The following is a 26,093-nucleotide window of genomic DNA, read 5'->3' as shown; positions in this document are numbered from 1 at the left end:
GCCCGGGCCCTGCTACGAAGACTACGGGCCCGGCTGGGGCCATGTCACCGGGCCGTTGCGGATCGGGCTCGCAGAGACTCATTGCTTCCTTGCGCTCTACACCCTCGGAACGACTCTGCACGATGCCGAGGAACCGAGCCGCGACGGCGATCGGTTGATGGTGCCGGAATCGATGGTCCTGCAGTTGGCGGAGCGCATGGTGTCCGAGTCTGGCGTCACCCATGAGCGCATGCTCTACCTGATGCAGATCAGCGCGAAGTTCAAACAACCCGTGCAAGCGGGCGATACGCTCGTGAATCGCATGCACTTCAAGTCGAAACAGCTAGCGCTTCAACCGGGTCGCGGGGTGGTGGTGACCGGGCACCACGTGATCACCGATCAAGGCCATCTCGCCCTCGAATACGAAGCCGTCCGCATGATCCGGTGCCGCAACGCGATCGATCCCGCAACGGAACCGACCGCCTGAGCGGCACACTTATTCGGCCACGTACTTGAGCCAGCGACCACCGTCGACGATGAGGTTGTCGCCGGTGACGTAGGAGGCCAGGTCCGAGGCCAGGTAGACGGCCGCATTCGCAATGTCGACCTTGCGACCGAAGATGCCCAGCGCCGTCTTCTTGGCTTCCAGGTCGCCCTTGCCGCCGTCGATGTACATGCGCTTCGTGCCTTCGGTGTCTCCGATGGGGCCGGGCGAAATGGTGTTCACGCGGATGTTGTCGCCGCCCCACTCCACCGCCAGCGTGCGCGACAGCGAAAGGATGCCGCCCTTGGCCGAGGCCGCATGCGCCGCGGCGGGCCAGCCGGAAACGCCCAGCATCGTGATGATGCTGATGACCGAGCCGCCATGGCGGGAGGCCTTGAGGTGCGGGTAGGCCGCATGGCAGCAATAGAAGGTGCCGTTGAGGTCGATGTCGATGACCGTTTTCCAGCCGTTGGGCGACAGCTCGGCGGTAGGACAGACGAAGTTGCCCGCCGCGTTGTTGATCATGATGTCGAGCGCGCCGAAGCGCTCCACGGTCGCCTCGACTGCCTGCTTGACCTCGTCGTAATTGCGTACGTCGCACTTCATCGCGGCGGCCTTGCCGCCTTCGTCCGAAATGGACTTGGCAGCGGCCTGGACGCGCTCTTCGTTGCGGCCCACCAGCATGACGGAGGCGCCAAGGCGGGCGTACGCGGTGGCAATCTCGAGGCCGATCCCGGTGCCGCCGCCGGTAATCAAGGCGACGCGGCCCTGCAAGGTGTCGTTCGTGAACATTCTGTGTTCTCCTGTGTTTCGTGTGTTTCGGATCCGGTGGTGTGGCTTGTCCGCAAATCGTGTGCCAATGGCTTCGTGGCTCCGCGCGCCGGGCAAAAGCAGTCTCCGGGCAGCGCGTCGTGTCTTTTGAACACACGCAGTGTTTGCAAGCGCACACCGAGTGCTTTCAGTGAGAACACTCGAAGGCAAGTCAAAGGCCGCCCACGGGCCGTGGAAGGGGGATTCCCGCGTGGCACGCAGTTTGCGGACAGGCACTCATCGCTGCAGTTGAGCGCAGCGCAAAAGGCAAAAAATGAGCGAACTTGTAGTGAAGACCGAGATGGACCAATCCGTTCTGAAGGTGCGCCTGTGCAGCCCGGAGAACCGCAATTCCCTGACGGCCGAGTTGCGCCAGCAACTGGGCCAGGCGATGGAGCTCGCCGAGAACGACCGCAACGTGCGCGCCGTTCTCCTCACGGCAGAGGGCCCCACCTTCTGCTCGGGCGGCGACTTCAAGATGCTGAAGACGCAGTGCGATCCGTGGCCAGTGCACCGGCGCTTTCGCAACCTGAGCCGCTGGCTCATGCCGCTGATCACGCTGGACAAGCCCGTGGTGGTCGGCATGCGTGGCTACGCCGTCGGAGGCGGCATGGGCCTGGCCCTCACGGGCGACGTCGTGATCGCCGGCGAGAGCGCGAAGCTGATGTCCGGCTTCTTCCGCCTCGGCACGATCCCCGACATCGGCATGATGTACCACCTGCCGAGGCTCATCGGCATGGCGCGCGCGAAGAACTTCCTGTTCAGCGGCGCGACCCTTTCGGCCCAGGAAGCACTCGACCTCGGCCTCGTGGCCAAAGTGGTCCCGGACGATCAGCTCGAGGCCGTCGCCCTGGCCGAAGCCCACCGCCTGACGCAGGGCCCCGCCGAGGTGATGGGCCTGGCGAAGTCCCTGATGGCGCGCAGCTTCGAGACCTCGCTGAACGACATGTTCGCCTTCGAAGGCCTGGGCCAGGCACTGGCGATGTCGAATCCTGAATTCCGCGAAGGCCTGAACGCTGCGATCGAAGGCCGCCGCGCCGACTTCGCCGGCGCCGCAGCCGGAACCTCCAAACCCGCTGACAGCAGCGACGCGCCGCAGGCGCGTGTGGCCTGACGTCCACGGAACCAACACGCGGTTGCACACGCCAAACAGTTGAAGATCTGGAGACTCCCCATGAAAACGCTTCTCAAGCACAGCCTCGCCATCGCCGCCCTGGCGCTGCTTGGCACGGCCCCTGCCCTCGCGGCCGACACCTTCCCCACCAAGCCCGTCCGCTTCATCGTGAGCTCGGCGGCCGGCGGATTCCTCGACGTCAATGTGCGCCTCGTCGCACGCTACATGAGCGACAAGCTCGGCCAGCAGGTCATCGTCGAAAATCGCCCCGGCGCCGGCGGCTTGCTGGCCTTCCGCACGGTAAAGGCAGCACCCGCCGATGGCTACACCTTGCTCGCCGCAGGCAACACGGTCGCGATCCAGCAGGCCGTGAACCATGAGCCCGGCTACGACCTCGCGAAGGACTTCACGGGTGTGGGTCCGATGACGCGCACTCCATTCCTGCTGCTGACCTCGCCAAGCCAGCCCGACAAGACGCTGCCCGCGATGATCACGCGCGCCAAGGCCAATCCCGGCAAGCTCGACTACGCATCCGCCGGCAACGGCAGCACGACGCACCTTGTCGCGGCCTACTTCGCGCAGAAGGCGGGCGTGGACCTGACGCACGTTCCCTACAAGGGCAATTCGGCAGCCTGGCCTGATGTGGTCTCAGGCCGCGTGGGCATGATCTTCGAGCCTTGGGGCACGTCCTCCGCGATGATCCGCGAAGGCCGCATGAAAGCGCTCGGCGTGACGTCGACCAAGCGCCTGGAGGTGCTGCCCGATGTACCGACCATTGCCGAGCAAGGCGTGGGCGGATACAGCTTCTACTTCTGGGTCGGCCTCATGGCACCCGCCGGAACCCCGAAGGACGTGGTCCAGAAGTTGAACGAGGCCCTGCGCGCCGCGGTCTCCACCACCGAAGTCAAGAACAAATTCCGCGACGACGGCGCGGAGGCCATGCAGATGTCGCCAGACGAGTTCACGCACTTCCTCAAGGACGAGGCCGCCGGCATGGGCAAGCTGGTCGCAGACCTTCGCCTGCCCAAGGAATAAGCCCCACCGAAGCCATCGCCCCAAGCGATGGCCCTCGAACCCGAGCAACAACGAGAACACACATGCTGGATCATTTGAGCGGCGAGAGCCGACTGTTTCCCATCTTCGGCGACCCGATCCGATACGTTCAATCGCCCAAGCGATTGACGACCGGCTTCGCTGCGCGCGGCCACAACGGCATCTGCTTTCCCATGCAGGTGGCGGACGCCGACCTGGAGGTCGCGATGCGCGCCTTCACGCACACGCCCAACGTCGATGGCCTGCTGGTCACGATGCCGCACAAGTTCACCGCCTTCGCCTACTGCGCGACAGCTTCCGAGACCGCCAGGATGCTCGGCGTCGTGAGCGTGATTCGTCGCAACGCGGATGGCACCTGGCACGGTGACATGCTCGACGGCCTCGCCTTCGTCAAGGCGCAGAAGGATGCCGGTGCCAAGCCCGATGGGGCACGCGTGCTTCTGCTGGGCGCCGGCGGCGCGGGCAGCGCCATCGCCATCGCGCTGCTCGACGCCGGTGTGCGCGAGCTGATCATTCACGACACCTCCGAGGCACGCACCAACAAGCTGCTCGAACTGGTCTCCGAACTCGGTCGGGGCCGCGTCTCGGCAGGGCCGGCAGATCCGACCGGCTGCGACATGGTCTGCAACGCGACGCCCATGGGGATGGCCGATGGCGATCCGCTGCCGGTGGCCGCGCACCTGCTCGCCGGCACAATGTTCGTCGGCGACGTCATCGCCGGACACGGCGTGACGCCCTTCCTCGCTGCAGCGCAAGCGGTGGGCTGTAAGACGGCCGATGGTGACCAGATGGTCGAGGCCGTACAGGACATCATGCTGGACTTCATGCTCCACAAGAACTGACCCCACCCCTCCCAACGCAACAAGCGCGTCTTGCCTGGCAGGACGCGCTTTTTGCGTGGGGGATGCCACATGAAGCGCCAGCGGCAAACGGTGCGGCCAGCGCCTTGGCGGCTCACTCGAGACGAATGCCCGCCTGCTTGATCACCTTGTCCCAGCGCGAGGCATCGGCCTGCAGGAACTGCGTCAGTGCCTCGGGCGTGCCGGGATCGAGGTCGAGGCCCAGGTCGAGCAGCTTGGCTTGCACGGCCGGCGTCTTCATCGCTTCGGTGATGGCCGCGTTGAGCTTGGCCACCACCGCCGGCGGTGTGCCGGTGGGCGCCAGGAAGGCATACCACGGCCGCACGTCGAAGGCGGGGAAGCCGCTCTCGGCCGCGGTCGGCACGTTGGGCAGCAGGCGCGAGCGCTTGGGCGTCGTGACCGCGAGGGCTCGCAGTTCCCCGGAGTCGATGTGAGCCTTGGCAAACGCGAGCCCAAGCGGTGCCATCGCGATGTCACCGGCGCGCAGCGCGGCATACGACTCGGAGTCGCTCTTGTAGGGAATGTGCGTGAGATTGATCTGTGCCGCCTGCTTGAGCATCTCCGCCGTGAGGTGGATCGAGGTGCCGATGCCCGCGGACCCGTAGTTGACCTGCCCCTGCTTCGTCTTCGCATAGGCCACGAAATCGGCCAGCGTCTTGTAGGGCGACGAGGCGGAGACCGCCACCACATTGGGAATCACACCCACCAGCACGATGGGCGCGAAGCTCTTGATCGGATCCCAGGGCAGCTTTGCGTAGAGGCTGGGGTTCGCCGTATGCGACTGGCTGGCGATCAGCAGCGTGTAGCCGTCGGCCGGCGCGCGCGCCACCATGGTGGTGCCGATCGATCCGGCGGCGCCCACGCGGTTGTCGATGATGACCGGCTGGCCCAACGACTCGCGCAACCGGTCGGAGATGATGCGGGCGACCACGTCGGCCCCGCCGCCAGCCGGAAAGGGTGCCACGATCGTGATCGGACGCGAGGGATAGGGTGGCGTCTGCGCCTCGGCCGATGCGACGCCGGCCAGCGCGAGCAGCGACAGCGAAAGCACCTGTCTGCGGTTTGTCATGTGTCTCCTCTCGAGCCGACGCCTATGCGGCCACCTTGGCTGCCGCACCGAAGGCGCCGGCCTGGGCCAGTTCCTCGATGCGCGCGCTGTCGTGGCCGAGCCACTGGGCCAGCACCTGGTCCGTGTGCTCCCCGACGCGCGGCGCAAGCACCGGGTCTGCCAGCGGGGTGCTGGAGTAGCGGATCGGCAGCGCCACGTTCGGCACCCAGCCGAGTTCGGGATGGGCCACGCGCGTGACGATCTCGCGCTCGCGCGCCTCGGGCGAGCGGATCGCCTCGCCGACCGTGCGCAATTCGCCGCAGGGGACGCCGGCCGCGCGCATGCGCGCCTGCCAATGGGCCCACGGCTGCTTCTCGAAGGCCTCCTGCAGCAGCGCGAAGAGCGTCTCGCGCTTGGCCACGCGGTCCTTGTTGGTCGCATAGGCCGGATCTGCCGCCACTTCCGGCAACTCGACCACCTGCGTCATGAGTCGCTGGAAGATCTGTGTGTTGCCGCAGTTGATGAAGAAGGAATGGTCGGTCGACTTGAACACGCCCGAGGGGCAGGTGTCCGGGCTGGTGTTGCCGGGCCGGCGCGGCTCGTTGCCCGTGAAGATCTGCTGCAGCGGCGCGTAGCCGGTCATGAGGAAGGCGTTGTCGAACAGCGCGACCTCGATCGACTGGCCCTTGCCGGTCCGTCCACGCGCCACCAGGGCGCCCAGGATCGCGTTGCAGGCCATCATGGCCGTGCTGATGTCCATCACCGGCGCCAGGGCACGCACGCCTTCGCGATCGGTGTAGCCGTTCATCGAGACGAAGCCGCTTTCAGCCTGGGCGATCGGGTCGAAGCCTGATCGATCGGCAAAGGCGCCCTTGCGCCCGTACGCGGAGACCGAACAGAAGATCAGCTTGGGGTTGCTTTCGCGTAGCGTGTCGTAGCCGAGGCCCAGGCGCTCGATGACGCCGGTGGAGAAGTTCTCGACGACGACGTCGGCCTTCGCCACGAGCTCGCGCGCCAGCGCGACACCCTCGGGTGACTTGAGGTCCAGCGCGATGCTTCGCTTGTTGCGGTTGGTCCAGATGAACGGGGCGCCGCCGCCAAACTCCGCCACCATCGGCGGATACTGCCGGAAGTCATCGCCCTTTCCCGGCGACTCGACCTTGACGACCTCCGCGCCCATGTCGGCCAGGATCATCGTGGCAAAGGGGCCGGCGATGAAGTGCGTGAAGTCGACCACGCGGATGCCCTGCAGTGCCAGTTCGGCTCCGGCGGGACGCGGGCGATATTCGGGAAAGTCGGTTTCAAGTTGGCTGGTCATGGTGTGTCGTCGGGTAAGTGGTCGGCAGATCGGGCTGAAAGCGCAAGTCGTGTGCCAGTGGCGCCATTGGCCTTCCCGGGCGCATTCAAGCCCCTGGAGGCCCTTTCGCCGGCCTCCGGGGGCCATTCCCGCGTCCTTTTGGCTGCCTTGTTGTGTTCGACGCGGACAGTTGTCTTTGCCTGTCGTCATCGTGCACACGCGGGCCGTTGCGTCAGGCCTTCTTCCGGAAGGCCGCGTAGAGGTTGACGTAGCCGTGCTCGATGCGCTCCTTGGCGCGCTTGACTGCTGCCTCGCGCGACATCGGGATGAAGCCATGACCCTCGACGAGCCGCTGCATGAAGGCCGCGCGCGCCGTCACGGCGATCGCATCGTGCAACGCCTGCTCGTCCCAGCCCGCCGCAAACACCGCGTCGGCGTCAGCCTGGGTCATGTCGGAAGGGGTGAGCGTGAGCTTGCGCACGAAGGCCAGCAGCGGCTTGAGGCGCGCGTCGGCGATGTCGGCATCGGGGTTCTCGAGCAGGCGCTCGATCAGGCCGTTCTCGATACCCCATGCGTAGGCCACTTCGGAGTGCGCCACATGGACGAACTTGCAGCCCGCCACGGCCGCCGCGTAGCCGAGGATCAACTCGCGTTCGCCTTGGCTCAGCGGTGACGGCCCGTTCATCATGGTCTGGCTCATGGTGGACCAGGGGCCATACAGCTCTGGATTCTTGGTGAATACCGCGGGAGGTCCGGCGTTCTCGGGGAGGGATTTGAAGAATGGCATGGTCTTGTACTCGTGCGTAATGGGTGAAGGTGAAGCGCCGCAATCAGCCGCGCTCGGTGAATAGCCAGTCGAATTTCTCGCGGTAGGCCTGCTCGAATGCGCTCAGCTCGGCCTCCTGGCGCAGCGTGAGTCCTACGTCGTCCAGGCCTTCGAGCAGGCAGCGCTTGCGGAACGCATCGATGCGGAAGGCATAGGTGGCGCGATCGGGGCCGGTCACGAGCTGGGCAGGCAGATCGATGCGCAGCTTCGTGCCCGGCCGTTCGTGCAATTGCTGGCGCAGCCTGTTGCAGATCGCGATGTCGAGTTGCACCGGCAGCAGGCCGCTCTTGAGCGCGTTGACATTGAAGATGTCACCGAAGTCCGAGGCGATCACGCATCGGATGCCGTAGTCGAGCAGGCCCCAGGGCGCCTGCTCGCGGCTCGAGCCACCGCCGAAGTTGCGGTCGGCGACAAGGATTCGCGCCTGCCGATACGGCGGCTGGTTGAGGATGAAATCCGGGTTCTCGCTGCCATCCTCGCGAAAGCGCAGATCACGGAACAGGAACTGGTCGTACCCCTCCTTGCGCGGCCGTCGCATGTAGCGCGCAGGCAGGATCTGGTCGGTATCGACATCCGACTTGTCGAGCGGAACCGCCACGTCTTCGAGAACGACAAAGGGATCCATCTCAGCTCTCCAGCTTTCTCACGTCGGTGATGCGGCCGGTAAGCGCCGCCGCCGCCGCCATGGCCGGGCTGGCCAGGTGCGTCCGGCTTCCCGCGCCCTGCCGCCCGACGAAGTTGCGGTTCGAGGTCGAGATGCAGCGCTTGCCCGGCCCGACCGTGTCGCCGTTCATGGCGACACACATCGAGCAGCCCGCTTCGCCCCACCTGAAGCCCGCGTCCAGAAAGATGCGATCGAGTCCTTCCGCCTCGGCCGCAAGCTTGACCTGCGTCGACCCTGGCACCACGAGCGAGGGCACCACTACATATCGCCCCTTGACGATGCTCGACGCCGCCCGCAGGTCCTCGATGCGCGCGTTGGCGCAGGAGCCGATGAAGACCTGGTCGACCTGGATGTCGGTCAATGCCATGCCTGGCTCGAGACCCATGTAGTCGAGTGCTCGCAGCATGGAGGCGCGGCGCTCGGCATCCGGTTCAAGCTTCGGATCGGGCACGTGTCCATCAACCGGCAATCCGTCGCTCGGGCTGTTGCCCCAGGTGACCATCGGCGCGAGCGCGGTGGCGTCCAGGGTGATTTCCTTGTCGAACACAGCGTCGCTGTCCGACGGCAGCGTGCGCCAGTAGGCCAGCGCCTTGTCCCAGGCGGCGCCCTGCGGGGCGAACGGCCGTCCCTTCAGGTAGGCGTAGGTCGTCTCGTCGGGCGCGACCATGCCGGCGCGGGCGCCCGCCTCGATCGCCATGTTGCACAGCGTCAGCCGCTCCTCGATCGACATCGCACGCACGGTCGAGCCGGCGTACTCGATCACGTGCCCCGTCGCGCCGTTGGCGCCGAGGCGCGCGGTGATGGCGAGCGTCACGTCCTTGGCGGTGACACCGGCGGGCATCGCACCCTCCACCGTGATGCGCATCGTCCTGGCCCGGCGCTGCCAGGTCGCCTGCGTGGCCAGCACATGCAGGATGTCACTGGCGCCCATGCCGAACGCCAGTGCGCCCAGCGCGCCATGCGTGGAGGTGTGGGAGTCACCGCACACCAGCACCATGCCGGGCTGGGTGATGCCCTGCTCGGGGCCGACCACGTGCGCAATGCCTTGCCGCGGATCGTCCAGCGCGAAGTGCACGATGCCGTACTTGCGGGTGTTCTGCGCCAGCTGCTCGACGACGCGACGCTGGTCGGGATCGGTGATCGAAGCGAGATCGTGGCTGCGGGAAGACACGCCGTGATCCGGCGAGGCGAACACCTGATCCGGACGGCGCACACTCAGGCCGCGCTCCTGCAGGAAGGCGAACGCATGATTGGAACCATCGTGGGCCAAGTGTCGCGCCACGTGCAGCAGCGTTTGCCCGCCCTCACCTTCGAGGATGACATGGGCATCCCAGATCTTTTGGTAGAGGGTCTTGGGCATGGTGGGCGGATGTTCAGCCACCAACTAGGATTCGCTGGCCTCGCGCTGGCGAACTTCGCGCAGCGTCTCGGTCATGCCCGCAGGGACCACGAACGAATTGATCGAGAACCCTCCGCAGCAATTGATCGCCTGCCCCGTGATGAACGACGCTGCCGGCGAGGCCAAAAACACCGCCAAGTCCGCCATTTCACTCGGGAAGCCGAGGCGGCCCAGAGGAATCGTTCGTTGCCGATCCGCCAGCACCTCCGGCTTGATCATCTTGCGCGCCAACGGCGAATCGATGGTGCCCGGGATCACGACGTTGACCCGGATGTTGTCCACTGCCCACTCCAGGGCCATCTGGCGGCTCAGCGTGATCAGGGCGCCCTTCGTCGGCCCGTAGGCCGACTTGCGCGCATAGCCCACCACACCGGCCAGCGAGGCCACGTGGACGATCGCCGGTGCCGGGCTCTTGCGCAGGTACGGCAGGCACGCCCGTGCCAGCAGCAGCGGGCCATGGACATTGGTCTGGAAGGCATTGGCCCAGTCCGCCATGTCGACGTCCTCGAGCAGTGCGTTCTGGCTCCAGGTCGCCGCATTGATCAGCACGTCCAGGCGCCCGTAGGCGTCGACCGTCGCCTTCACGGCCCGCTCGATGTCCTGCGGGTTCGACACGTCCATCGCGATCGCGATGGCCTTGCCGCCGTTCGCCACCACTTCGGCGGCCACCCGCTCGGCATGCTCGCTGCGCAGGTCGGCCACCATCACAAGCCCGCCATTGGCGGCAAAGGTCCGGGCGGTCGCCGCACCCATGCCGCTGCCGCCGCCGACGATGAGCGCGGCGAAGCCCTCGATCGTCGACCGTCGCATCCAGTCCAGCGGTCGGTTGTCGACCGGGGCTTCGGATTGGGTGGTCTCTGTCATGTCGTCACTCCTGTTGCTTGAATGTTCACGTGGCATCACCAAAGGTTGATGCTTACTCGGCAGGGATGTCGAGCTTCACCTGGGCACCCACCTTGCCATCCTGGATGTAGTTGAAGCCGACCGGGAAGGAAAATTCCTGGTTGATGCCGTATTGCCCCTTGCCGCGCCAGCCGGCCTTGCCAAGGTAGCGCGAATCGGGGGTCAGCTTGCGCAGTTCGACGGCAATCTTCTCCCCGTCCTGGTCGGTCCCCGCGAGCGAGATGGCCTTGAGCATGGTCTCGGCGGCCAGTTGCGCGTTGAAGACGAGCGCGTTGTCGGGGACCGGCGCCTTCATGAGCCGCTCGAAATCGGCCGTCAGCTTCTTGATGGCCGGATTCTCGGTGGGAACGTGGTCGAACCAGTAGAAATTCTTGACCTTCTCGATGCCGCCAGAATTCTTGATGACGACGTCACCGCCCGCGCCGAGTCGCGCAAACACGCCCGGGTACCCTGCTTCCAGCAACTGCTTGATCAGGATGCCGGCCTCGCCAGGCGGCATCGTCGTCACATCCACGGCGTCGACGTTCATGTTCATGATCCGGGTGGCAATCGGGCCGAAGTTGGTCGTGCCGCGCTGGTACCACTCGGTGCCGGTCTTCACGCCGGTGTCGTTGTAGATCTTCGCGAGCTGGGTGCCCGCGTCGGTGCCGCCCTGGTCATTGGGGCCGAGCACGACCGCCGACTTCAGCTTGAAGCGTTCCTTGGCCGTCTTCGCCACCAGGGGCCCCCAGGCGGGAGGCGACTGGATCTTGTGGAAGGCCAGCGGGAAGTCGGGTCCGATGACGTCCTTGGCAAAGCCCGTCGCGAAGTTGACCTGGTTGTTGCGCTTGCTCACCGGCTTGAAGCCGGTGATCTCGGTGGACAGCACGGGACCATTGATCGCAAAGACCTTCTCGCTGGCGAAGTAGTTCGATGCAGCCGCGCCGCCGGCCACGGTCGACAGGCCGTCGACCGCGACGACCTTCACCTTGCACTTGCGATTGCCCACCTGGACGCCGCCGTTGGCATTGACATAGGCGGCTTCGAACTCGACGCCTGCCTTCTCGGACAAGCCCCAGCTCGCGCCACCGCCGGTCATCGGGCCCACGGTACCGAGCTTGATCTCGCAATCCTGCGCGAATGCGGGCAGGCCGGTCAGGCACAGGCCCATCAGCAGGACGGGTGCGGCCGCGGTTCGTGCCTTGTTCAGAAAATTCAATGTCATCTGCGTGTCTCCATGTCGTGTTGTCGATCAACCATGCATCAGCAAATGCAGTGCCAGTTGTCAGACCCACGGCTTGCCCAGTGAAAGCATGTCTGCGCACGCCAGCGCGTGCCTTCGGCGACGCCATCCGGGCACCTGGCGGGACACTTTTGTCTTCAATGAAGACACGCCGGCGCGCCAAACACAGGGTGCGCCGATGGCACGGGTGTTGCAGATTGGTCGACCGCAACAAGACAAATGACGGAGACCAGACCATGAAACCCAGCCTCTTTGCCACAGTCCCAGGCAGTCCATGCCTTGATTGCGGAACCTCCGATTCGTCGCGGCACGCCGAGGCATCCCGCGCGCCCACCACCTCCAACCTCTAGGCGAAAACCCTCATGGAAAGCATCGTCTCCACCGGCGTGATCGGCGTGACCCTGGGCACGCAGTACGCGCTCATCAGCATCGGCTTCACGCTCATCTTCGGCATCATGGGCGTCGTCAACTTCGCGCACGGCGGCTTCTACGTCCTGGGCGGCTACTTCGCCTTCTCGTTGTCGCATTCGCTTGGCATGCCCTATGTGCCCGCCGTGCTGCTTGCGACACTCGCGACCGGTGTGCTCGGCTACGTGATCGAGACACTGTTCGTCGAGAAGTACGTGGTCGATCACCTGGCCACGATGCTGATCACGCTCGGCATCTATCAGATCATGACCACCGGCATCACGATGGCCTATGGCGCGGAGCCGGTCGACTTCAAGTTTCCGATCTCGGGCTCGCTGCGCGGTGGTGGCTACTACGTGCCCTATGCCAACCTGATCGTGTTCGCGGTGTGCGCCGCGGCGATCTCGGCGGTCTACTACCTCGTGTTCAAGACGCGCTACGGCATCGCGCTGCGTGCCATGGCCGATGACGGCCCGGTGGCCAAGGCGCAGGGCATCACGCCGGCCCGGATGTTCCCGATGGCCTTCGCGATCGCCACGGCGCTGGCAGGCCTCACGGGTGCACTGGTCACGCCGATGCTCTCGCTCGAACCCACCAGCGGCGAAGGCGTGCTCGGCAAGGCCTTCGTGATCGTCATCCTGGGCGGCCTCGGCAGCGTCTCAGGCGCCGTGCTGGCCGCTTTCATCGTCGGCCTGGTCGAAGCCTATACCAGCGTCTACTTCGGCGGCTCGCTCGGCGCGCTCGCACTCTTCATCCTTGTGATGCTGATCCTGCTGGTTCGCCCGCAGGGTTTGCTCGGCACCGTTGCACGGAAGGCCTGACATGACCTCGAATCGTCGCCGCGACTTCAAGCTCGACCTCTGCGGCCTGGCGCTGCTGCTTCCACTGCTCGTCGTGCCGCTGGTCACGAACGAGCCCTTCTACAACTCGCTTGCCTACCAGGCGGCCATCGGCGTGAGTGCCGCCATGGCGGTCTACGTGATGCTGCGCATGGGGCTCCTGTCGTTCACCGTGCCCGCCTTCATGGCCATTGGCGGCTATGCGGCCGCGATGTTCGCCAAGGCGGGAATGAGCGAACTGCTCCTGCTCATGGGTGTCGCCTTCATCGTTCCCGCGTTGTTCGCGATACCGCTGGGCGCACTGGTGCTGCGCCTCAAGGGCATCTACTTCATCTTCGTCACCTTCCTGTTCAACGAGATCCTGCAACTCGTGCTCTTCGAGACGCCGACATTGACAGGTGGCTCGGACGGGATTCCCGCGGTGCCCGCAGCCACGCTTTTCGGCATGAGCCTGGGCTCGCCCTCGATGCTCGTGGTCGTGACGGTCTCGGTCTGCATCGTGGCAACGATCTGCACCCTGGCGGTAACCCAGCGCTTCCGGGCCGAATTCACCTCCATCGAAGAGAACGAGACGCTGGCGGAGAGCCTTGGCGTCGCGGTGTGGAAGTACCGGACGATCGGCTTCGTCGCGTCGGCGGGTGTGTCCGGTCTCGCCGGATTCGCGCTCGTGAACATGCTGGCCACCGCGCATCCGAGTTCATTCGCTTCGTGGTCGGTCAACAACTACATCGCCTACGCCTTCGTCGGCGGTCGCGGCACCATGCTCGGCATGGTCGTCGGCAGCTACCTGCTCATCTTCATGACGAACATCTTCAGTAGCTACGCCAACCTCTCCGCGGGGCTCTATGGCGTGTTGCTGCTGGTCGTGATGATGGGCGCGCCGAACGGGATCGTCGGCCTGTTCCTGAAATTCAGCGAGCGTCGGAAGACGCGGATTCAACCCACGATCACGCCGGTCGTCAAGGAGGGCCGCGCATGAGCTCGGTACTCGCCCCCTCCCCCGTCGCGACGCACACCGCACGCCAAGGGGTACAAAAGCTGCGCCTGGACGGCGTGACCAAGCAGTTCGGCGGACTGAAGGTCTTCGACAACATCTCGTTCGAAGTCGAGCAAGGCGGCGTGCTGGGCGTGATCGGCCCGAACGGCGCCGGCAAGACCACGTTGATCAACGTGATCTGCGGCATGCTGGCGCCGACCGCGGGGCGCATCTACCTCGGCGATCGCGACATCACAGCCATGCCGTTCCATGCGCTGGCGCGCCTTGGCGTCGCGCGCAGCTTCCAACAGACGAACACCTTCCGCAGCGTCAGCGTCGAGGAGAACCTGTTTCGCGCACAGCGTTTCGGGGCGGTTCACGGCGGCGGGGATCTCGGGATCGACGCGCTCCTCGACGAATTCGGCCTGTCGTCGCATCTGGACGAGCCGAGCGACAAGCTGCCCTATGGCCTGCAGAAGATGCTGGGGTTGGTCATGGTGCTGTCCGCCCGCCCGCGCTTTCTTCTGTTGGACGAACCCGCCGCGGGCCTGGAGCGACGCGAACGCACGCAGGTGGATCGCTTCATCGAGCATGCGCGTACGAAGCTCGGCTGCGGCGTGCTGATCGTCGAACATGACATGGATCTCGTGAAGCGGCTGTGCCCGCGCATCCTGGTGCTGGAGGCCGGCCGGCTGCTGGCCGAGGGGCCGCCGGCCGAAGTCCTGTCCCGTCGCGAAGTCATCGATGCCTATCTGGGCGCCAGCGAGGATTGAACATGCTCACCATCGAAAATCTCAGCGTCCGCTACGGCGGCATCGAAGCCCTGAACAAGGTCTCCATCGAGGTTCGGCAGGGGGAATCCGTGCTGCTCGTCGGTTCGAACGGCGCCGGCAAGTCCAGCCTGATCAATGCGGTGATCGGGCTTGTGCCGGCCGCTTCGGGCCGCATCGTGTTCGACGGCAAGGATCTCGCGGGGACGTCCTGCCCGGTGCGCGCGCGGCTGGGCATCGGCTACTCGCCCGAAGGCCGTCGCGTGTTCCGGTCGCTGACGGTGACCGAGAACGTGCTCTCCGGCACCCTGGGGACGCCAATGGCGGAGGCGAAGGCCAACCTCGAATGGATCCAGGACACCTTTCCATTGCTGCGCGAGCGCGCCAACCAACCGGCCAACCAGTTGAGCGGCGGCCAGCAGCAGATCGTCGCCATCGCGCGTGCGGTCAGCACCATGCCCAAACTGCTGCTCCTCGACGAGCCCTTCCTCGGCCTGGCACCCGTGTGGATTGGCCACATCAGCGACGCCATCCGTGAACTGCAGCGCCGCGGTACCACCATCCTCATGACCGAGCAGATGGCCCGCCCCGCGCTCAAGCTGGTCGACCGCGCCTACGTGATCCGCGGCGGCGAAGTGCGCCGCAGCGGCACCGTGGACGAGATCCGCGATGTTGCGCTGGCGGAGGAATATCTCTGAGAACGGTCGCCCCGCGCGCCCGGCAGAATCCGCCGATGCCCTGCGCGCCCCCGAGTCCATGAAGACCGCCCCAAGTACCCACCCTCAACTGTTCGCGGGCCGCGACGAACCGATCCTCGATCCGGACCTCGCGATCATCGACGCGCACCACCACCTGTACGACCGACCGACGCAACGCTACCTGCTCGACGACTACCTGGAGGATGCCCAGGCAGGCCATCGCATCGTGGCGAGCGTGTATATCGAGACGATGGCCTTCGCGCGCGTTGACGGGCCGGACGTGCTTCGCCCCCTCGGCGAGATCGAGTTCGCGAACGGCGTCGGCGCCATGTGCGCGAGCGGACGTTACGGCGACATCCGCGTCTGCGCCGCCATCGTCGGCCATGCCGACCTGCGGCTCGGGGATGCGGTCGCGGAGTTGCTCGATCGCGCAATGCAGGCCGCCCCCGAGCGCTTCCGCGGCGTTCGGCAGGTGGCCATCGAAGACCCGACCGACGCGCCCTACCGGTTCATCCCGGTGCGTCCACCCAGCGGCGTGATGCGAAGCCCCGGCTTCCGCCCGGCCTTCAGGCACCTGGTCGAGCGGGAGCTGAGCTTCGATGCGGCCGTGTTCCATCATCAGCTGCGAGACGTGATCGATCTTGCCGATGCCTTTCCCGATGCGGCGATCGTGCTCAATCATTGTGGTCATGCCATGGCGATGGACATGGGTGAAGAAGAAGCGGCGGAGGTCTTCCGGCAGCATCGCGCACTGATGTTCGAGCTCGCGCGTCGGCCCCGCGTGCAGTGCAAGGTCGGTGGCCTGGGCATGCCCTTCTGGGGTTTTCGGCTCGAGGAACGCCAGGACCTGATCGGCTACCAGGAACTCGCCACGCTCTGGCGTCCCTTTGTCGAGACCGCGATCGAGGCGTTCGGCGTCGAGCGCTGCATGATGGAAAGCAACTACCCACCGGACGCCCGTTCCGCCGGATTCGTGCCGGCCTGGAATGCGTTGAAGCACATCGTGCGCGGCGCTTCCCCGGATGACAAGGCGGCCCTCTTCCATGGCACGGCGGCACGGGTCTATCGCATCGAGTTGCCATCGAGCGTGACGTGACCGCTTGGCCTTTCCATGTCGTCCCAGAGGACACGACTGTCTACCAATCGGTCGAGGCTGTGCGCATCGTGCGCAACTGCGGGATCGCCTCGCCGATGCTTCACAGGCAAACCGCACGGGCGCGCTTATTGCACTGAAGACATCCATTGATACGCTGACGACCAGACACCAAGCGAGGCAGATTTGCAGAACTTTGACTACATCATCGTCGGGGCCGGTTCCGCCGGCTGCGCGGTGGCACGACGCCTTTCCGACGACCCCGCAACAAGGGTCCTCCTGCTCGAAGCCGGACCACCGGCCAACGAATTCTGGATCCGCACCCCGGCGGGGATGGCGAAGCTTTTCAAGAACAAGCGCTACAACTGGGGCTACTTCACCGAGCCCGTGCCGACCCTGAACGACCGCCGCGTCTACTTTCCGCGCGGCAAGGCGCTGGGCGGCAGCGGCGCCATCAACGGCATGGTGTACGTGCGCGGCAATTCGCGCGACTTCGATCACTGGCGCGACCTGGGCAACCCGGGCTGGGGCTGGAACGATGTGCTGCCCTACTTCAAGCGCCTGGAGAACTACGGTTCCCTCTCCAACTCCATGCTTGGCAACGACGGTCCGGTGTCCGTCACCGAACCCGCCGTCAAGCATCCGACCGCGGTCGACTTCATCGAGGCCGCGCGACGCATCGGCGTGCCGCACGTCGAGATGCCGAACGGCACCGAACCGGAATCCGTCGGCTTCCTCCCGGCAAGCATCCGCAACGGCATCCGACAGTCGGCCTACGAGGCCTACATCGCGCCGGTGCGCAACCGGCCCAACCTCGTCGTCGAATCTCGCGTGCACGTCCGCCGCGTGATCCTGGACAAGGGCGAGGCCGTCGGCGTCGAGGTCCTGCAAGGCAGCCAGGTGCGCACCTTCGGCGCCACACGCGAAGTCATCGTCTCGGCCGGTGCGCTCAATTCACCACAGGTGCTGATGCTCTCGGGCATCGGCGATGGCGAAGCGCTGCATGCCCATGCCATCGAGACGAAGGTGGACCTGCCCGGCGTCGGCCGCAACCTTCAGGATCATTTCGTGGCCCGGGTGCAGGCGCGATCGACACCAGAGAGCTCCTACAACAGCGCACTGGCCGGCTGGCGCAAGTACGCCGAGGGCGTTCGCTACGTGGCGACGAAGGGCGGCTACCTCGCCCTCGCCTCGTCGATGGCCGCAGCCTTCGTGAAGAGTTCGCCCGAGATCGAATACTCCGACCTCGAGATCAGCTTCCGGCCGATGACGTTCACGCACTATCCGAACGGCAAGGTCGAGATCGACGGCATCGACGCCATCAGCGCGTCGGTCTACAACACGCGCCCGGCCTCGCGCGGCGAAGTGCGGCTGCGCTCGCGCGATCCGCTGGAGCCGCCGGCCTTCGTGCCCAACTTCCTCGCGGACCCTGCGGACGTGCGGGCAATGATCTCGGGCCTGCGCATGATCCGCTCGATCCTCGCCTCCCAGCCACTTGCTGCGCGTGTGATCGAGGAGCTGACACCGGGCGCCGCCGCGGTGACCGACGAGCAGCTCCTGGACTACCTGCGGCGCGAAGGCAACTGCGCCTTCCATCCGGCCGGCTCCTGCAAGATGGGCAATGACGACATGGCAGTGGTGGATGAACGGCTGCGCGTGCGCGGCGTGGGCCGGTTGCGCGTTGCGGACGCGTCGATCATGCCAACCGTCACCGCGGGCAACACCAATGCGCCGTCCATCATGATCGGGGAAAAGGCCGCCGATCTGATCCTGGCCGACGCGAAGGCGCGTTAGGTGCTGAGAGAGACTCCGAACCGGAGTCTCAGCGCATCACGAAGCCGCCGTCCACCGAGATCGACTGGCCGGTCACGTAGCTCGACGCTTCGCTGCAGAGGAACAGCACCATGTCCGCGATTTCCTCGGGACGGCCGTAGCGCGCCATCGGCACGCTCTTGAGCATCGCATCGAGCGCGTCGGCCTGGCCGGAGGCGGCCATCTGTTCGGCCATCGACGTCCAGATCAATCCCGGGCAGATCGCGTTGATGCGGATGCCTCGTGCGGCGTATTCGAGCGCCCCGCTCTTCGTCAGGCCCAGCACGCCGTGCTTGGCGGCGTGGTAGGTGCCGCGCTCCGCGCCGCCCACGAGTCCTCCGAGCGAGGAGCAATTGACGATGGCGCCGCTGCCCTGCTTGCGCATCTGCTGCAGTTCGAACTTCATGCAGCTCCAGACGCCGCGCAGATTGACGGACGTCACGCGGTCGAAGTCCTCTCGCGTCGCGTCGGCCGTCTCGGCCAATGCGTTCTGGACGCCCGCGTTGTTGTACGCCGCATCGAGCCGACCGAAGCGCGCCACCGTCTGCGCCACCAAGTCTTCGACCGCGGCATCGTCCGATACGTCGCACCGCAGGCCGAGGGCCTTGTGGCCCTCGCTCGTCAACTGCGCGGCCGCCGCATGCACCGAAGCCTCGTCCCAGTCCGCGAGCACCACGGCTGCACCCGATGCGGCGAATGCGCGCGCGGTTGCAAGCCCCAGGCCGGATCCGGCGCCGGTCACCAGCGCCACCTTGTTCTCAAATGAAATGTTCACCATGTATCTCCACGCCGAAAGCGGCGAATGAGGAACTGTAGGTCTTGTTCATCCGTGGAAAAAGGCGCTATTGCGCAAGGACCCAGAAGCCGGATTCATCAATGCGCCCCCGCTTGCGACCCTGTGCCGGCATGCTCACTTCGGCAGCGCATAGGCGACGATCCTGGTGCTGAGGCGAGTCTTCAGCGCGGCCCGCCCACCGGCGGCGATGACGACGAACTGCCGTCCGCTGGCCGGCGATCGATAGCTCATCGGTGTCGCCATCCCGGCCCCCGGCAGGTCCGCCTGCCAGAGCACCTCTCCGGTTGCGGTGTCGAACGCGCGGAACATGCTGTCCACGCTGGCCCCGATGAAGGTCAGGCCACCGCGCGTGGTCACCGTGCCCCCGCTGTTCGGCACCCCCATCGTGAAAGGCAGGTGCGTGCGCAGGCCCAGCGGTCCGCTGTCCCGGCCGGTGCCGAGCGGCTTGCTCCAGATGGCCTGGCCGCTCTGCAGGTCCACCGCCGTGATCAAGCCCCAGGGCGGCGCACTGCACGGTACACCGAGCGGGGACAGGAACTGCGCGTTCCTCGCGGCGTAGGGCGTGTTCTCCTGCGGCGCTGCGGGTGCGCCCTGCCCCCTGGTGCCGTCGAAGCGCTGCAGGCCACGCCTCTCGGCCTCTTGGCGCGAAAAGACCTCGACGATGCTCGGCAAGCGCATCCAGTTGACCATCATGATGCCGCGGTCCACATCGATCGACACGCTGCCCCAGTTGATGCCGCCTGAATAGCCAGGATCGAAGATCGTCGTGCGATCCAGCGACACCGGCGTCAGGGTGCCGTCGTAGTTGGCCCGTTTGAAGAGGATGCGGCACGCCAGCTGGTCGAACGGCGTCAGGCCCCACATGTCGGCCTCGCGCAGCCGGGCGCCACGAAACGAAGGCATGCCGGTCGAGAACGGTTGGGTGGGGGACAGCCGCTCGCCGGGCAATGCGCCTTCGCGCGGCACCGGGCGCTCGTCGACGGTCTTGATCGGCTCGCCGGTCTCGCGGTCGATCACGAAGATCTCGCCGCGCTTGGTCGGCTGGATCAGCGCGCGGCGCACGCCCGTGGAAGTCGGCAGGTCGACCAGCGTCGGCTGCGAGGGCACGTCGTAGTCCCAGATGTCATGGTGCAGCGTCTGGAAGCGCCAGCGGCGCTGGCCGGTGTCGGCATCGAGCGCAATCACCGAACTGGCGACATCGTCGTCGAAGGGCCGCCGTTGCGCGCCGTAGAAGTCCGGCGTGGCATTGCCCATCGGCAGGTAGACCAGGCCCAGCGCCTCGTCGGCGCTGATGGGCGCCCAACTGTTCGGTGTAGCCGCGGTGTAGCTCTCGCCGGGCGGCGGGGCACCACGGCGCTCCGGCCGGCCAGCGTCGAAGGCCCAGGCCAACTGGCCGGTCACGGCGTCGAAGGCACGAACGACGCCCGAGGGCTCGCCCCAGTACTGCCCGTCCATGATGGCCCCGCCGAACACCACCTTGCCGCGCACGACCTGCGGCGCCGAACTCACGTAGTGGTAGCCGGCAGGCACATCGCCGAGCCCTTCCAGCAGCTTGACCCGGCCACCTTCGCCAAAGCCGGCACAGGGCTGGCCCGTGGCGGCATCGAGCGCAAACAGTTCCGGCGTCTGGCTGGTCGCCAGGATGCGCTCGGCGCACGCGCCCTTCGCCTGCGGCACCCGGTAGTACGACACGCCGCGACACGGTTTGCCCGACGGCAGGCCCTCCATGACATAGCGCCATCGTTCGCGACCGGTCTCCGCATCGAGTGCGATCACCGCGTTGTGCCCGTTGCAGACATAGAGGGCGTCGCCGATGTTGATCGGCGTGGTCTGCAAACTGCCACGCACGCCTTCAAAGGGGCCGACATCGGCCTCCCAGGCCACCTCGAGCTTGTCGACGTTCTGCGTCGTGACCTCGGTGAGCGGGCTGAACCGTGTGCCGCCCTGATCGTTGCCGTAGTGCTTCCAGTCGGTGTCCGTCGCCTGCGCCAAAGGTTGCGCAAGTCGCCGGGGCGCGGCGGTCGCGCCGCGTTCCCACAGCGGATCGATAGGCAGCTCCGGGCCCAGGTTTTGCAGGCCGAGGCCGACAAGCGGCGCAAGGATCAGCGCGCCGGCGAGCACACGCGCGTTGGTCCAACGCCGTGATGGTGTCGAGTGGCGCCGGGGAATTCGCAGCGACGGGAGCAACATCGGCAGGCCCAGCACGACCGGGGCTGCAAGCCGCGCCACGAGCCCCCAGGCATCGAAACGAACCTCGTAGATGGCCCAGGTCAGCGTTGCGATGAGCATGGCGCCGTAGAGCCAGGGCGCGAGTCCATTGCGGCGCCAGACCAGGAGGCCGCTGATGCCGAACACGAGGCCGGCCAGCAGGTAGTAGAGCGACCCGCCGTCGCTGACGAGCATGGCCCCTGCGCCCGCAAGCGCCACGCCGACGATGATCAGCAGCGTCGCGTAGCCACGCTTCAGCCAGCGCATTGCGGTCGGTTCGTCGTCATTCGAAAGGGTGTTCATTGCCATCGGGTGTTGGGACTCTGAAAAAAGATGCGGATCGATGACGGTCCATCCAACCGATCCGCGGTGAAGGTGAGGAAGGTCTGCGCAGGAGCGCCGTGCTCGCACGTCGCGCGCAATCCTCCGGCGAGCATGACCTCCATTGGAGACGCAGGGACGAAGCGGAAAAAGCCCCCGGGGCCGCATGCCCCCATGATGAGAGCTCATGAATGCCGCCGCGCAAGTCGGGCGCAGTGACCAGCCTTCAGCGACGGGGCGACAGCCTCAGCAGCCGGTCCTCGGAAGGACCTTCGGCACGGGGCGAGCGATTCGTCGTGATCACGTAGAGATCCCGCCCCGCCGGCAGCACGTCGCGAATGCGATCGTTCGAACTGAACAGCGGCTTCAGTGACTTGCTCGCGTCATCCGCGATGTAGACCCCACGCGCACCCAGCGCCGCGACGAGCAGGTCGTTTCCTGCAAAGGCGGCACCCGATGGCGCCCAGGTGTCGCTGCCCGATTCGAGCCATGCGGCTTCCATGCCTGTGCGCTTCGCGCTGCCCTCGACCAATGGCCAACCGTAGTTGGCACCTGGCTTGACGATGTTGATTTCGTCATGACCCGACTGGCCATGCTCGACCACGAACAGCACGCCTTGCGCATTCCAGGCCAGGCCTTGCGGATTGCGATGGCCGTAGGAATACACAAGGGAGCCCGGGAACGGATTGTCCTTCGGCACCTGGCCATCGAGCGTCATGCGCAAGACCTTGCCCGCCATGCTGCGCAGGTCCTGCGGTCGCTCGCGGCTCTCGGTCCAGCCGGTCGTGACGTAGAGCAGGCCGTCGGGCCCGATGACCACCCGGCCGCCGTTGTAGAGGCGGTGGCCGGGGATGCCCGCAAGCAGCACACGTGTCTCTCGCCACGCGTTGCCGTCGAAGCGCGCCTCGATCACCTTGTTGGCGAGACCTGCATCAGAGCGGTACGAGTGGTACACGTAGGCGACGCCGCTCTGCCGGAAGTCCTTGGCAAGGGCCATGCCGAGCAGGCCTGCGCCGCCCTCCCGCGCAACCGGATCCGAGGTCTTGAGCGCGTGCCGTGTGAGCCGGCCGTTCTCGATCGTGACGATGTTGCCGGCAGCTTCAGTGATCAGCAGTTGCTTGCCCGATCGCTCGATGTCCCACGGATAGACGAGACCCTTCGCAACGACCTCCACAGACCAGTCCGGGGTGGTCATCCGTTGCAGCGGCCTGTCGCTGCCTAGAACCTGTGCAACCGCGGCGACAGGCAGGCAGGCGGCAATCGCACAGAGCCACCCGACGAGGTACAGCCGCGTCCCCTTGCCCATTGCCTTGTGCCCTGCTCTTGACATGGCGCGCCGCGGGCAATGCCCTACAGGTTCCTGCCGAAGAACTCGGCCAGCTTTGCCACCGCCGGCGTCACGTACTGCGGCTTGTCATACAGATCGAAGTGCGAGGCGCCCGGGATCACCATCAGCTCCTTGGGCTGCTTCGCGTTGTCAAACGCATCCTGGCTGAACTTGAGCGTCTCGGCCTTGCTGCCTGCGATCAGCAGCAGCGGCCGGGGCGAAATCGCGTCCATTTGCGAGAACGGGAAGTACGCCATGTGCAAGCCAGGGCTCGTCACCACATAACGGTTGCGCGCGCCCGGATGCGCGCCCCGCGGCGTCAGGTAGTAGTCGTAGGCTTCGCGAAAGAAGCCCGGTGTGGCATCGGTCCACTTGTCGCGTCCCGGAATGAGTTGCTCGACCAGGACGGGTTCGCCACCGGCCTCCTTGTTGAGTTGGCGGTCGACGCTGGCGAGGAGGTCGAGGCGATCCTGCGCTGAGACCGGAACGCCTTCGATGCCTTCCCTCGTTGCGGCGCCGATGTCGTAGCTCACGACACCCGCGACCGCCTTTACGCGAAGGTCGGTCTGCACCTCGTCGAGCGTGTAGCCGCCACCGGCGCAGATGCCCAGCGCGCCGATGCGCTTGGGATCCACCTGGGGTAGATTGCTGAGATACCCGATCGCGCTGCGGATGTCCTGGACACGGTCCGCGGGGTTCTCCAGGTCGCGCGGCTCTCCCCCGCTCTCTCCGTAGTGGGAGGCGTCAAACGCCAAGGTCACGAAGCCCTTCTCAGCCAGCTTCTGCGCGTACAGGCCGGCGGTCTGCTCCTTCACGCCGCCCCATGGATGGGTCACGACCACCGCGGGGTACTTCCTGTTCCGATCGTAGTTGGGCGGGGTGTAGAGATGGCCCACCATCGTGATCGCGCGGTTCTTGAACGAGACCTTCACGGCGCCCACGGTGTTCGCGCCCTCCGCCACGCTGCGGGCGCCGGCTTCAGGCGCTGCTGAAGCGAGGGAGAGCAGGATGGCCGCCGAGGCGGCGGTGCGTTTCACAATCGACATATCACTGAGCCTCCGAAGTTGATGCGAATCGAAGTGGCTCCGCGGCCTGATACAGGTGGATGAAGCCAGCAACGTCTGTTCAGTGAAATTTAGGCGCTCGCGCCTTCCAGGACTAGATGCCCCATTCCGCATGCACCTATGACCTCCATGCATCAGTCGACGCGCGCGCCATCGAACGACAGGCCCCGTCTCGGCCACGGGCTTCAGGACAGCATGCGATGGCTTCTGTTCGGGCCCTGCCTCCTCAGGGGTCTCTTCACGGACCTTCCCGCCAGAGGCGCGTTCTCAGCCAGGAGGTCCTGCACCGAGCGCAGGTGCAAACGAAGCAGGTGCAGTTCGGACTCGTAGGCGCGCGGAAGTCGAAGCTTGCCGATCTCGGCGTCCGCCTCGGCAACCCTGCTGCTGAGCTCTTCCCATTGCACATCGTCGTGACGCAGCCTCACATCCCGCTCGAGATCCGTGAGTCCTCGATGCCAGCGACCCACCGGCCGAAGATGCAGCCACTTGTAGATCCTCGGCGCGACGCCCAGCAACGGAATCAGGGTCGCAAGAATCGGGATCACGAAGAAGCCGATCCGGTTGAGCAGCGACGATAGCCAGAACGACGTGTACTGCTGCCAGAGGCTCGGCCCGCTTCGATAGAAGGCCTCCGCCGTCGGCGAGAGCGGCAGGTCGCCGGACTGCTCGGCCGGAAACTCGCCCAGGCGATTGAAGGGCCCCGGCCCACCATGCACCTCGCGCATCGCACGCAGCAGCAGGTATTGCAGCGCGGGATGAAGGTCGTTGCGAACCAGCAGGCGGTTGTGCAGGGCCAGCATGTCCACGTCGGCACTCGGAATGTCGCGGCTCAGGCTGATGAGGCCTCGCGACAGGACGACGTGCTTCAGGCCCGGTACCGTCTTGGCAACGGCATCGGCCTGGGCGGCGTTCATCAGTTGAAGGTCGGCGGCGTCCAGCGCGCTCCGAACCACCGGATCATCGATCTGCGCCGGGATCATCGCCACGTCGAGCGTTCCGGCTTTCAATGCCTGCAAGGCGTCGCTGTAGTCGAGGTCCGCAAGGTGGATGGAGTCGTCCCACGCGCCCGTGGCACGCAACACATCGAGCATCAGCGCGCGCAGGGCCGACCCGGGCAGGCCGATGGCAATTCGCTTTCCCCGGAGCTGGGCAAGGCGCTCCAACGGCTCGGCCCCCTTGAAGAAGATGAAGATCGGCGTGTCGGAGATGCCTCCGAGCGATTGCAGGATGGCTGCATCGCCCGGTTGCGTGAAGCTGAAGTTCGTCAAGGCTGCCTGGACGCCCGACGTGCTGTCGCGCAACGCAACGAAGTGCTGTATCGCACTCGGATAGTTCCGAACCTTCAGGTCGACACCATCGCGCGCGAGGATGGCAGCGTACTTCCTGGCGTAGACGTCGTAGGTGGTCCCGGGAATGCCGGCCGCAATGGTGAACTGGCGCGGAGGCAAGGGGTCCACCAGGCGATAGACGATGCACAGCACGCCGACCACGACGATCGCCCACAGTATCGAAATGGCCGAGGGCTTCCAGGGCAAGTGCCGCATCTGCTTTACCTTCGGGGTTGGCGTGCGAAGTCGACGACATGGACGACCGCACTATTCACTCGCTGCAGCCGATCGCGCCCGCTCAAGGCAGTCTATCTGCAGAGGCGCCCGCAGTTCCTCTCGCCAGTGGGAAGGGCCTATGACCCAATCTCATCAGCGTGGACATGAGGCTGACTGGAAGCGGACTCGTAGCCAGCATCTGCGTAGTGGTAGTCCCGAACAACGCGCGATCATCGATCGGCGGCGAACGACATTCATACCGCACGCGCAATTGAAGCATGCCTGCCGACGGGCAAGCCGAATATCGTTGCTCATCCCAAGCAAGCAATCACCGCACGGCTTGGTGCAAACAACCTATCGCAACTCCAGGAGCCAACGCCATGACGACATCTCATCTCAAGCGGCGCGCCGCATTGTTCGCCCTCTCCGCCATGACCTTGGCCGCCTGGGGCCCGGCAGCCCAGGCACAGGACGCCGCCAAGTGGCCGACGCGCACCGTCCGCCTGGTCACGCCCTATCCGACGGGCGGCGCACCGGACACGATTGCCCGCGTGGTGGCCGAGAAGCTCTCGCGCAAG

Annotated in this window: 23 protein-coding genes and 1 pseudogene; 11 read left to right on the top strand and 13 right to left on the bottom strand. The window is 65.9% G+C overall.

Annotated features, from left to right (window positions below):
* Positions 1–55 precede the first annotated feature (55 nt).
* On the top strand, positions 56–466 hold the full coding sequence (locus WKW82_RS31330) for a hypothetical protein (protein ID WP_340346700.1): 411 nt from the start codon (positions 56–58) through the stop codon (positions 464–466).
* Between the two features lie 9 nt (positions 467–475).
* Here WKW82_RS31330 and WKW82_RS31325 read toward each other — a convergent pair whose 3' ends face one another.
* On the bottom strand, positions 476–1,255 hold the full coding sequence (locus WKW82_RS31325; RefSeq protein WP_340346699.1) for an SDR family oxidoreductase: 780 nt from the start codon (positions 1,253–1,255) through the stop codon (positions 476–478).
* 292 nt (positions 1,256–1,547) lie between these two features.
* On the opposite strand from WKW82_RS31325, the gene WKW82_RS31320 reads away from it, so the two are divergent.
* From WKW82_RS31320 to WKW82_RS31310, 3 genes are all read left to right on the top strand, one after another.
* Positions 1,548–2,387: an enoyl-CoA hydratase/isomerase family protein gene (locus WKW82_RS31320; protein WP_340346698.1), complete on the top strand. Its 840-nt coding sequence runs from the start codon at positions 1,548–1,550 to the stop codon at positions 2,385–2,387.
* Between the two features lie 60 nt (positions 2,388–2,447).
* Positions 2,448–3,422, top strand: coding sequence for a Bug family tripartite tricarboxylate transporter substrate binding protein (locus WKW82_RS31315; protein ID WP_340346697.1), 975 nt, complete (start codon positions 2,448–2,450; stop codon positions 3,420–3,422).
* 62 nt (positions 3,423–3,484) lie between these two features.
* Positions 3,485–4,282, top strand: a complete 798-nt coding sequence (locus tag WKW82_RS31310; protein WP_340346696.1) for a shikimate dehydrogenase family protein — start codon at positions 3,485–3,487, stop codon at positions 4,280–4,282.
* A gap of 112 nt (positions 4,283–4,394) precedes the next feature.
* On the opposite strand, the gene WKW82_RS31305 is transcribed toward WKW82_RS31310, so the two are convergent.
* From WKW82_RS31305 to WKW82_RS31275, 7 genes are all read right to left on the bottom strand, one after another.
* Positions 4,395–5,369: a Bug family tripartite tricarboxylate transporter substrate binding protein gene (locus WKW82_RS31305; protein WP_340346695.1), complete on the bottom strand. Its 975-nt coding sequence runs from the start codon at positions 5,367–5,369 to the stop codon at positions 4,395–4,397.
* A 22-nt stretch (positions 5,370–5,391) separates the two neighbouring features.
* Positions 5,392–6,666 (bottom strand): CaiB/BaiF CoA transferase family protein, encoded by a 1,275-nt coding sequence (locus WKW82_RS31300; protein WP_340346694.1) that lies wholly within the window; start codon positions 6,664–6,666, stop codon positions 5,392–5,394.
* 211 nt (positions 6,667–6,877) lie between these two features.
* Positions 6,878–7,432 carry a carboxymuconolactone decarboxylase family protein gene (locus tag WKW82_RS31295; RefSeq protein WP_340346693.1) on the bottom strand — a complete coding sequence of 185 codons (555 nt, stop codon included), beginning with the start codon at positions 7,430–7,432 and terminating at the stop codon, positions 6,878–6,880.
* A gap of 43 nt (positions 7,433–7,475) precedes the next feature.
* Entirely contained in the window at positions 7,476–8,096 is a 621-nt protein-coding gene (gene leuD / locus WKW82_RS31290) for a 3-isopropylmalate dehydratase small subunit (protein ID WP_340346692.1), read from the bottom strand.
* 1 nt (position 8,097) lies between these two features.
* Positions 8,098–9,495, bottom strand: coding sequence for a 3-isopropylmalate dehydratase large subunit (gene leuC / locus WKW82_RS31285; protein ID WP_340346691.1), 1,398 nt, complete (start codon positions 9,493–9,495; stop codon positions 8,098–8,100).
* Positions 9,496–9,519: 24 nt separating this feature from the next.
* Positions 9,520–10,398 carry an SDR family NAD(P)-dependent oxidoreductase gene (locus WKW82_RS31280; RefSeq protein ID WP_340346690.1) on the bottom strand — a complete coding sequence of 293 codons (879 nt, stop codon included), beginning with the start codon at positions 10,396–10,398 and terminating at the stop codon, positions 9,520–9,522.
* Positions 10,399–10,450: 52 nt separating this feature from the next.
* Positions 10,451–11,641, bottom strand: a complete 1,191-nt coding sequence (locus WKW82_RS31275; protein WP_340346688.1) for an ABC transporter substrate-binding protein — start codon at positions 11,639–11,641, stop codon at positions 10,451–10,453.
* A gap of 380 nt (positions 11,642–12,021) precedes the next feature.
* Between WKW82_RS31275 and WKW82_RS31270 the strand changes: the two genes are divergently transcribed.
* The 6 genes from WKW82_RS31270 to WKW82_RS31245 all read left to right on the top strand — a co-directional run bounded on the left by WKW82_RS31270 (position 12,022) and on the right by WKW82_RS31245 (position 18,237).
* Positions 12,022–12,888 carry a branched-chain amino acid ABC transporter permease gene (locus tag WKW82_RS31270; RefSeq protein WP_340346686.1) on the top strand — a complete coding sequence of 289 codons (867 nt, stop codon included), beginning with the start codon at positions 12,022–12,024 and terminating at the stop codon, positions 12,886–12,888.
* Between the two features lies 1 nt (position 12,889).
* On the top strand, positions 12,890–13,885 hold the full coding sequence (locus tag WKW82_RS31265; RefSeq protein ID WP_340346685.1) for a branched-chain amino acid ABC transporter permease: 996 nt from the start codon (positions 12,890–12,892) through the stop codon (positions 13,883–13,885).
* On the top strand, positions 13,882–14,655 hold the full coding sequence (locus WKW82_RS31260; protein WP_340346684.1) for an ABC transporter ATP-binding protein: 774 nt from the start codon (positions 13,882–13,884) through the stop codon (positions 14,653–14,655). Before WKW82_RS31265 ends, WKW82_RS31260 begins: the two co-directional genes overlap by 4 nt.
* Before the next feature lie 2 nt (positions 14,656–14,657).
* Positions 14,658–15,350: an ABC transporter ATP-binding protein gene (locus WKW82_RS31255; RefSeq protein ID WP_340346683.1), complete on the top strand. Its 693-nt coding sequence runs from the start codon at positions 14,658–14,660 to the stop codon at positions 15,348–15,350.
* A 58-nt stretch (positions 15,351–15,408) separates the two neighbouring features.
* Positions 15,409–16,446: an amidohydrolase family protein gene (locus WKW82_RS31250; RefSeq protein WP_340346682.1), complete on the top strand. Its 1,038-nt coding sequence runs from the start codon at positions 15,409–15,411 to the stop codon at positions 16,444–16,446.
* Positions 16,447–16,629: 183 nt separating this feature from the next.
* Positions 16,630–18,237 carry a GMC family oxidoreductase gene (locus tag WKW82_RS31245; RefSeq protein WP_340346680.1) on the top strand — a complete coding sequence of 536 codons (1,608 nt, stop codon included), beginning with the start codon at positions 16,630–16,632 and terminating at the stop codon, positions 18,235–18,237.
* Positions 18,238–18,265: 28 nt separating this feature from the next.
* On the opposite strand, the gene WKW82_RS31240 is transcribed toward WKW82_RS31245, so the two are convergent.
* From WKW82_RS31240 to WKW82_RS31220, 5 genes are all read right to left on the bottom strand, one after another.
* Positions 18,266–19,030, bottom strand: coding sequence for an SDR family NAD(P)-dependent oxidoreductase (locus WKW82_RS31240; RefSeq protein ID WP_340346679.1), 765 nt, complete (start codon positions 19,028–19,030; stop codon positions 18,266–18,268).
* Between the two features lie 135 nt (positions 19,031–19,165).
* A complete protein-coding gene (locus WKW82_RS31235) occupies positions 19,166–21,562 on the bottom strand; it encodes a membrane-bound PQQ-dependent dehydrogenase, glucose/quinate/shikimate family (protein ID WP_340346678.1) in 2,397 nt (798 codons plus the stop codon).
* A 244-nt stretch (positions 21,563–21,806) separates the two neighbouring features.
* Positions 21,807–22,775, bottom strand: a complete 969-nt coding sequence (locus WKW82_RS31230) for a PQQ-dependent sugar dehydrogenase (protein ID WP_340346677.1) — start codon at positions 22,773–22,775, stop codon at positions 21,807–21,809.
* Positions 22,776–22,930: 155 nt separating this feature from the next.
* A complete protein-coding gene (locus WKW82_RS31225) occupies positions 22,931–23,953 on the bottom strand; it encodes an alpha/beta hydrolase (RefSeq protein WP_340346676.1) in 1,023 nt (340 codons plus the stop codon).
* Between the two features lie 203 nt (positions 23,954–24,156).
* Positions 24,157–25,515 (bottom strand): TAXI family TRAP transporter solute-binding subunit, encoded by a 1,359-nt coding sequence (locus WKW82_RS31220; protein ID WP_340346675.1) that lies wholly within the window; start codon positions 25,513–25,515, stop codon positions 24,157–24,159.
* A 380-nt stretch (positions 25,516–25,895) separates the two neighbouring features.
* Here WKW82_RS31220 and WKW82_RS31215 point away from each other — a divergent pair.
* Positions 25,896–26,093: pseudogene (locus WKW82_RS31215) on the top strand (tripartite tricarboxylate transporter substrate binding protein); the annotation flags it as partial.

This window comes from Variovorax rhizosphaerae, from assembly GCF_037889975.1.
Lineage (GTDB): Bacteria > Pseudomonadota > Gammaproteobacteria > Burkholderiales > Burkholderiaceae_C > Variovorax > Variovorax rhizosphaerae.
The sequence above is the reverse complement of the archived record's forward strand: the minus strand, read 5'-3'. Positions and strand labels throughout refer to the sequence as shown.

Excerpts from the sequence above, each read along its gene's own strand:
- WKW82_RS31300 (WP_340346694.1), bottom strand. The coding sequence starts at position 6,666 with ATGACCAGCCAACTTGAAACCGACTTTCCCGAATATCGCCCGCGTCCC.
- WKW82_RS31220 (WP_340346675.1), bottom strand. The coding sequence starts at position 25,515 with ATGCGGCACTTGCCCTGGAAGCCCTCGGCCATTTCGATACTGTGGGCG.
- WKW82_RS31250 (WP_340346682.1), top strand. The coding sequence starts at position 15,409 with ATGAAGACCGCCCCAAGTACCCACCCTCAACTGTTCGCGGGCCGCGAC.
- WKW82_RS31255 (WP_340346683.1), top strand. The coding sequence starts at position 14,658 with ATGCTCACCATCGAAAATCTCAGCGTCCGCTACGGCGGCATCGAAGCC.
- WKW82_RS31315 (WP_340346697.1), top strand. The coding sequence starts at position 2,448 with ATGAAAACGCTTCTCAAGCACAGCCTCGCCATCGCCGCCCTGGCGCTG.
- leuC (WP_340346691.1), bottom strand. The coding sequence starts at position 9,495 with ATGCCCAAGACCCTCTACCAAAAGATCTGGGATGCCCATGTCATCCTC.
- WKW82_RS31310 (WP_340346696.1), top strand. The coding sequence starts at position 3,485 with ATGCTGGATCATTTGAGCGGCGAGAGCCGACTGTTTCCCATCTTCGGC.
- WKW82_RS31305 (WP_340346695.1), bottom strand. The coding sequence starts at position 5,369 with ATGACAAACCGCAGACAGGTGCTTTCGCTGTCGCTGCTCGCGCTGGCC.
- WKW82_RS31230 (WP_340346677.1), bottom strand. The coding sequence starts at position 22,775 with ATGACCACCCCGGACTGGTCTGTGGAGGTCGTTGCGAAGGGTCTCGTC.
- leuD (WP_340346692.1), bottom strand. The coding sequence starts at position 8,096 with ATGGATCCCTTTGTCGTTCTCGAAGACGTGGCGGTTCCGCTCGACAAG.
- WKW82_RS31270 (WP_340346686.1), top strand. The coding sequence starts at position 12,022 with ATGGAAAGCATCGTCTCCACCGGCGTGATCGGCGTGACCCTGGGCACG.
- WKW82_RS31275 (WP_340346688.1), bottom strand. The coding sequence starts at position 11,641 with ATGACATTGAATTTTCTGAACAAGGCACGAACCGCGGCCGCACCCGTC.
- WKW82_RS31320 (WP_340346698.1), top strand. The coding sequence starts at position 1,548 with ATGAGCGAACTTGTAGTGAAGACCGAGATGGACCAATCCGTTCTGAAG.
- WKW82_RS31265 (WP_340346685.1), top strand. The coding sequence starts at position 12,890 with ATGACCTCGAATCGTCGCCGCGACTTCAAGCTCGACCTCTGCGGCCTG.
- WKW82_RS31280 (WP_340346690.1), bottom strand. The coding sequence starts at position 10,398 with ATGACAGAGACCACCCAATCCGAAGCCCCGGTCGACAACCGACCGCTG.
- WKW82_RS31260 (WP_340346684.1), top strand. The coding sequence starts at position 13,882 with ATGAGCTCGGTACTCGCCCCCTCCCCCGTCGCGACGCACACCGCACGC.
- WKW82_RS31325 (WP_340346699.1), bottom strand. The coding sequence starts at position 1,255 with ATGTTCACGAACGACACCTTGCAGGGCCGCGTCGCCTTGATTACCGGC.
- WKW82_RS31295 (WP_340346693.1), bottom strand. The coding sequence starts at position 7,432 with ATGCCATTCTTCAAATCCCTCCCCGAGAACGCCGGACCTCCCGCGGTA.
- WKW82_RS31235 (WP_340346678.1), bottom strand. The coding sequence starts at position 21,562 with ATGAACACCCTTTCGAATGACGACGAACCGACCGCAATGCGCTGGCTG.
- WKW82_RS31225 (WP_340346676.1), bottom strand. The coding sequence starts at position 23,953 with ATGTCGATTGTGAAACGCACCGCCGCCTCGGCGGCCATCCTGCTCTCC.